This window comes from Streptomyces racemochromogenes (assembly GCF_044129415.1).
Classification (GTDB): Bacteria; Actinomycetota; Actinomycetes; order Streptomycetales; family Streptomycetaceae; genus Streptomyces; species Streptomyces racemochromogenes_A.
The window spans coordinates 1-6792 of the sequence record NZ_JBBDHD010000224.1; the positions used below are offsets into that span (position 1 = coordinate 1).

The following is a 6792-nucleotide window of genomic DNA, read 5'->3' on the forward strand; positions in this document are numbered from 1 at the left end:
GGAGCCCTCCGCCCCCGCAACCGCCGGGCCGGCGCAGCCGGACGGGATCGACGGCTGGCGCTACCGCACCACCTGGAAGGGGCTCGGCGGCAGTGGGTCCGCGGCGCGCCTCGACGGGCGGTGGCTGGTGGTGGTTCCTTCCGGGCAGGCGGGGGCCGACCTCGCCGACGAGGCCGAGGCAGCGCTCGTCCGCCGGGGGGCCGACACCGAGCGGCTCTCCGTCGACACCGACGCCGCCACCCGGACCGGGCTCACCGAGGCACTCGCCGGGTACGGGGACCTGGACGGAGTCCTCTCCCTCCTCTCCCTCGTCCGCACCCCCGGTGCCCTGCCCGCCACCCTCGCCCTCGTCCAGGCGGCCGGGGACGCCGGCACCGACGCCCCGGTCTGGGCGCTGACCCGCGCCGCGGTCGCCGCCGCGCCCGGGGAACTGCCCGAGGACTTCGGAGCACAGGTCTGGGCGTTCGCCCGGGTCGCCGCCCTCGAACTGCCCCACCTGTGGGGCGGTGTCGTCGACCTGCCCGCGCGGCCCGACGCCCGCGCCTTCGACCGCGTCGCCGACGCCCTCGCCCGGGGCGGCCGTCCCGGTTCCGAGGACCAGATCGCCGTACGTCCCTCCGGCTCCTACGCCCGCCGCGTCGTGCGGGCCCTGCCTCCCGCCGGCGCGGCCGGCGACGGCCGCTGGAGGGCCCGCGGTACCGTCCTGGTGACCGGCGGCACCGGGGCGCTCGGCGCGCACGTCGCCCGCTGGCTGGCCCGCAACGGCGCCGCACACCTCGTCCTCACCAGCCGCCGCGGCCCCGGCGCGCCCGGTGCGGACGCGCTGGCCGGCGAACTGCGCGCCCTGGGCACCGAGGTGACCGTGGCCGCCTGCGACGTCTCCGACCGGGACGACCTCGCCGCCCTCCTCGACGCCCACCCGCCCACCGCCGTCTTCCACACCGCCGGCGTCCTCAACGACGGCGTCATCGCCGCCCTTGACGCCGACCGCTTCCGGGAGATCCGTGCCCCCAAGGCCGACGCGGCCCGCCACCTGCACGAACTCACCCGCGCCCGGGGCCTGGACCTCGACGCGTTCGTCCTCTTCTCCTCCGTCACCGGCACCTGGGGCAACGGCGGCCAGGCCGCCTACGCCGCGGCCAACGCCTCCCTCGACGTCCTCGCCGAACAGCGCCGCGCCGAGGGCCTGCCCGCCACCTCCGTCGCCTGGGGCCTGTGGGGCGGCGGCGGCATGGCCGAAGGCGCCGGTGAGGAGAGCCTCGGCCGCCGGGGCATCAGGGCCATGGACCCCGACGACGGCATCGAAGCCCTCCACCGGGCTCTGGACCACGCCGACGTCTGTCTCACCGTCGTCGACGTCGACTGGTCGGAGTTCGCCCCCCGTACGGCGGCCCTGCGCCCCGGCCCCGCCTTCGACACCGTGCCCGAGGCCCGCCGCGCGCTGGAGGCCGGCCGGCAGCGGACGGGGACGGACACCGGCCCCGCCGACGGGCTCGCCGGACGGCTCGCCGCCCTCTCCGCCGCCGAGCGCACCCGGCTCCTCGTCCAGCTGGTCCGCACCGAGGCCGCCGCGGTCCTGCGGCACCCGGGGACCGATGCCGTCCGGCCCGACCGGGCCTTCAAGGACTCCGGCTTCGACTCCCTCACCGCCCTGGAGCTGCGCAACCGCCTGGTCCGGGCCACCGGCCTGAACCTGGCCGCCACCGTCGTCTTCGACCGGCCCAGCCCGGACGTCCTCGCCGCGCACCTGCTGGACCAGCTGCTCGGCGCCGGGGACGGTCCGTCCGCCGCCCCGGCTCCCGTGCCGGCCGCGCCCGGACCGGCCCCGGACGAGGACCCCGTCGTCATCGTCGGCATGGCCTGCCGGTTCCCCGGCGACGCCGACACCCCCGAGGCGCTCTGGGACCTCGTCATGGACGAGCGCGACGTCATCGGCGCCGCCCCCACCGACCGCGGCTGGAACCTCGACGAGGTGTACGAGCCGGACGCCGAGGCGGGCCGGCGCGGCACCACGTACGTCCGCGAAGGCGGCTTCCTGCACGGGGCCGCCGGGTTCGACGCCGACTTCTTCGGCATCTCCCCCCGCGAGGCCCTCGTCATGGACCCCCAGCAGCGCCTGCTCCTGGAAACCTCCTGGGAGGCACTGGAGCGCGCCGGCATCGACCCGCGATCCCTGCGCGGCAGCCGGACCGGCGTCTACGCGGGCCTCACCCACCAGGAGTACGCCTCCCGGCTGCACGAGGCCGCCGAGGAACACGAGGGGTACCTGCTCACCGGCAAGTCCGCCAGCGTGGTCTCCGGCCGCATCTCGTACGTGCTGGGCCTGGAGGGTCCGTCCGTCTCCGTCGACACCGCCTGCTCCTCCTCCCTGGTGGCCCTGCACCTCGCCGCCCAGGCCGTACGGGCCGGGGAATGCGACCTCGCCCTCGCGGGCGGCGTCACCGTCATGGCCGCGCCCGGCCTGTTCGTGGAGTTCTCCCGCCAGCGCGGTCTGGCCGCCGACGGCCGCAGCAAGGCCTTCGCCGACGCGGCCGACGGCACCAGCTGGGCCGAGGGCGCGGGCATGCTCCTCGTCGAGCGGCTCTCCGCCGCCCGCCGCCACGGGCACCCGGTGCTCGCCGTCATCCGCGGCCACGCCGTCAACCAGGACGGCGCCAGCAACGGCCTCACCGCCCCCAACGGCCCCTCCCAGGAACGGGTCATCAGCCAGGCACTGGCCAACGCCGGCCTGGGCGCCGCGGACGTGGACGTGGTCGAGGCGCACGGTACGGGCACCCGGCTCGGCGACCCGATCGAGGCCCGGGCGCTCCTCGCGACGTACGGGCAGCGGCTCGCCGAACGTCCTCTGTGGCTGGGGTCGTTGAAGTCGAACATCGGTCACCCGCAGGCCGCCGCCGGTGTGGGCGGCGTCATCAAGATGGTCAAGGCCCTGGAGCACGGCAAGCTGCCCAGGACCCTGCACGTGGACGCGCCCTCCTCGCAGGTGGACTGGTCGGCGGGCGCCGTCGAGCTGCTGACCGAGACCCGTGACTGGCCCGAGGTGGGCCGCGTCCGGCGGGCCGGAGTCTCCGCCTTCGGGGTGTCCGGGACGAACGCCCACGTCATCCTGGAGCAGGCCCCGGAGCCGGCCGCCGAGGAGACCGGCCCCGGTGAACCGCGTGAACTCCCGGTGGTTCCGCTGGTGTTGTCGGCCAAGTCGGCGGCCGCCCTGCGGGAGCAGGCCGACCGGCTCCGCGGCGGCCTGGAGGGGCTGCGCACGCTCGACGCCGGGTTCACCCTGGCCGTGGCCCGGTCGGTGTTCGAGCACCGGCAGGTCACCCTGGGCGCCGTCACCGTCGAGGGCGTGGCGGCCGATGCCGGGCGGGTGGCGCTGGTGTTCCCGGGTCAGGGGACGCAGTGGGTGGGGATGGGTGCGGGGCTGTTGGGGTCCTCGCCGGTCTTTGCTGCGCGGATGCGGGAGTGCGCGGACGCGTTGGCGCCGTTCGTGGACTTCGATGTGGTGGAGGTCCTCGGGGAGGGCCGTTCTCTGGATCGGGTGGACGTGGTCCAGCCGGTGACCTGGGCTGTCATGGTGTCTCTGGCCGCGGTGTGGCGTTCCCTGGGCGTGGTCCCGGACGCGGTCGTGGGTCACTCGCAGGGTGAGATCGCCGCTGCGGCTGTGTCGGGTGCGTTGTCGTTGGAGGACGCTGCCCGGGTCGTGGCGTTGCGTGCTGCGGTGATCGGGCGTGAGCTGGCCGGGTTGGGCGGGATGGCGTCCCTTCCGTTGCCGTTGGCCGAGGTCGAGGAGCGGCTGACGGGCTGGGCGGGTCGCCTCGGGGTGGCTGCTGTGAACGGGCCGTCGAGCACGGTGGTGGCCGGTGACGCTGATGCCGTGGCCGCTTTTGTGGCGGAGGCGCAGGCGGAGGGGGTCCGGGCGCGTCAGGTGCCGGTGGACTACGCCTCGCACTCGGCGCACGTGGAGCGGATCGAGGCCGAGCTGCTGGAGGTTTTGGGGCCGATCGTTCCGCGGCGGCCCGAGGTTCCCTTCTACTCCACCGTCACCGGTCAGCTGGTCGACACGGCCGCGCTGGATGCCGCGTACTGGTACCGCAACCTGCGGCAGCCCGTCCGTTTCGAGGACACCGTCCGCGCGCTGCTCGGCGAGGGCTTCGGCACGTTCGTCGAGTCAAGCGCCCACCCCGTCCTCACCATCGGCATCCAGGAGACCGCCGACGCCGCCGAGGCCCCCGTGCACGCCGTCGGCTCCCTGCGCCGCGAGGAGGGCGGGCTCCAGCGCCTCCTGACCTCCGCCGCCGAGCTGTTCGTGCGCGGGACCGACATCGACTGGGCCTCCCTCTTCGAGGGGACCGGCGCGCGCCGCGTCCCGCTGCCGACGTACGCCTTCCAGCGGACGCACTACTGGGCACCGACGTCCCCCGCCGGTGTCGGCGACGCCGCGGCCGCCCGGTTCGGGATGGCCTGGGAGACCCACCCGCTGCTGGGCGGTGCGCTGCCGCTGGCCGACACCGGTGAGACGGTGTTCGCCGGACGGGTCTCCCTCGCCGACCACCCGTGGATCGCCGACCACGCCGTCTCCGGCCGCACCCTGCTGCCCGGCACCGCCTTCGTCGAACTCGCCCTGCACGCCGCCGCCGCGACCGGCGGCGGCGGACTGGAGGAACTCGGCCTGGAAGCCCCGCTCGTGCTGCCCCGGCGCGGAGCCGTCCAGCTCCAGGTGAGGGTGCGGCCGGCCGACGCGAGCGGCCGCCGCACCCTGACCCTGCACTCCCGCGCCGAGGACGAGGACGCCCCCTGGACCAGCCACGGCACCGCGACGCTCACCCCGGCCGCCGGCCGGCCCGAGCCCGCCCCGGCCGACTGGGCGGCGGCAGCCGTCTGGCCGCCGGCCGGTGCCGAACGCGTCGACCCCGAGGACGTGTACGCCCGCTTCTCCGACCTCGGCTACGAGTACGGGGAGGCGTTCGCCGGCATCGGGTCCGTCTGGCGCCGCCATGGTGAGGTCTTCGCCGAGGTCCGGCTGCCCGCCCGGGTCCGGGCCGACGCGGTGGACTACGGGGTGCACCCCGCGCTGCTCGACGCCGCACTCCAGCCCTGGCTGGCCGGTGGACTCCTCGACGTGCCCGACGGATCCGTCCTGCTGCCGTTCGCCTGGCAGGGGGCCACCTTGTACGCGACGGGCGCGGACGCCCTGCGCGTCCGCATCGCCCGCACCGGTGACGGCGCGGTCTCCCTGGAGGCCATCGACCCCGCCGGGGCGCCCGTGCTCACCCTGGACGCCCTCGTGATGCGGCCCGTCGCACGCGAGCGCCTCGACGCGCTGCTCGGCGCGGCCGACACGGCCCTCCCGCTCCACCGGATCGAGTGGCGGAACGCCTCCGGTACCGGTGCCTCCGGCGAGAGCTGCGGCACGGTACGGATCGCCGTGGCCGGGGCCGACCCGCTCGGGATGGTCCGGGGCGCCGGGGCCGAGGCCCACCCGGACCTGGCGGCGCTGTGCGCTTCCCCGGGCGGGGACGACCCCGTCCCCGACGCCGTCGTCGTCGAGTTCCCCGCCCCCGCGGCCGGCAGCGGAAGCGGGGGTGTGCCCGGGCCCGAGGAGGTGCGGGAGACCCTCGCCCGGGGGCTGGAGCTGCTCCGGGCCTGGCTCACACAGGACGCGCGGTACGACGGAACGCGCCTGGTCGTCCTCACGCAGGGCGCCGTGGCCACCCGCCCCGGGGAGGCGCTGCCCGGGCTGGCGGCCGCCGGTCTGTGGGGGCTCGTGCGCTCCGCGCAGAACGAGCACCCCGGCCGGTTCGTCCTCGCCGACACCGACGGCACCGAGGCATCGGCGGCAGCCCTGGCCGGGGCCCTCGCCGGCGGCGCCGCGCAGTTCGCGCTCCGCGACGGCGAGGTCCGCACCCCCGTCCTGGCCCGCCCGGACGCGGAAGCGCAGCCCGCCGCGGCCCCCGCCTTCGACCCCGAGGGGACCGTCCTGGTCACCGGGGCCACCGGCACCCTCGGCCGGCTCTTCGCCCGCCACCTCGTCACCGCCCACGGCGTACGGCGGCTGCTGCTCGTCAGCCGCAGCGGGCCCGCCGCCGCCGGGGCGGCCGAGCTGGAGCGGGAACTGGCCGCGCTGGGCGCCCACGTCGAGATCAGCGCTTGCGACACGGGTCACCGATCCGAACTGGAAGCACTGCTCTCGCGGATCCCGGCCGGGCACCCGCTGACCGCCGTCGTCCACGCGGCGGGCGTCCTCGACGACGGCGCCCTCACCGCCCTCGACGCCGGCCGGCTGGGCACCGTCCTGCGCCCCAAGGCGGACGCCGCCCTGCACCTGCACGAACTGACCGCCCACCTGCCCCTGTCCGCGTTCGTCCTGTTCTCGGGCGCCGCCGGCCTCCTCGGCCGCCCCGGCCAGGCCAACTACGCCGCCGCGAACACCTTCGTCGACGCCCTCGCCCAGCACCGCCGGGCCGCCGGACTGCCCGCCCTCTCCCTGGCCTGGGGCCTGTGGGGCGAGGCCACCGGAATGACCGGGCACCTCTCCGGGACCGACCTGCGCCGCATGCGGCGCTCCGGCCTCGCCCCGATGACGGTCGAACAGGGCCTCGCCCTCTTCGACCGGGCCCTCGCCGCACCCGCCGGCCGCACCGACGAGGCCCTGTTCGTCCCGCTCCGCCTCGACGTCCCCGCCCTGCGCCGCGAACAGGACGCCCACGGCCGCGAGGCCGTACCCGTCCTGCTGCGCGCGCTGGTCCCGCCCGCCGGGGCCGCGCCGCGCGCCGCCCGTCCCGGCGGCCTCCCGGC

1 protein-coding gene is annotated in these 6792 nt (G+C 76.8%); it reads left to right on the forward strand.

The window, feature by feature from the left end; all coding sequences use genetic code 11:
• The coding region (locus tag WDV06_RS35765) for an SDR family NAD(P)-dependent oxidoreductase (protein ID WP_395513987.1) at positions 1–6792 on the forward strand (6792 nt) is incomplete at both ends.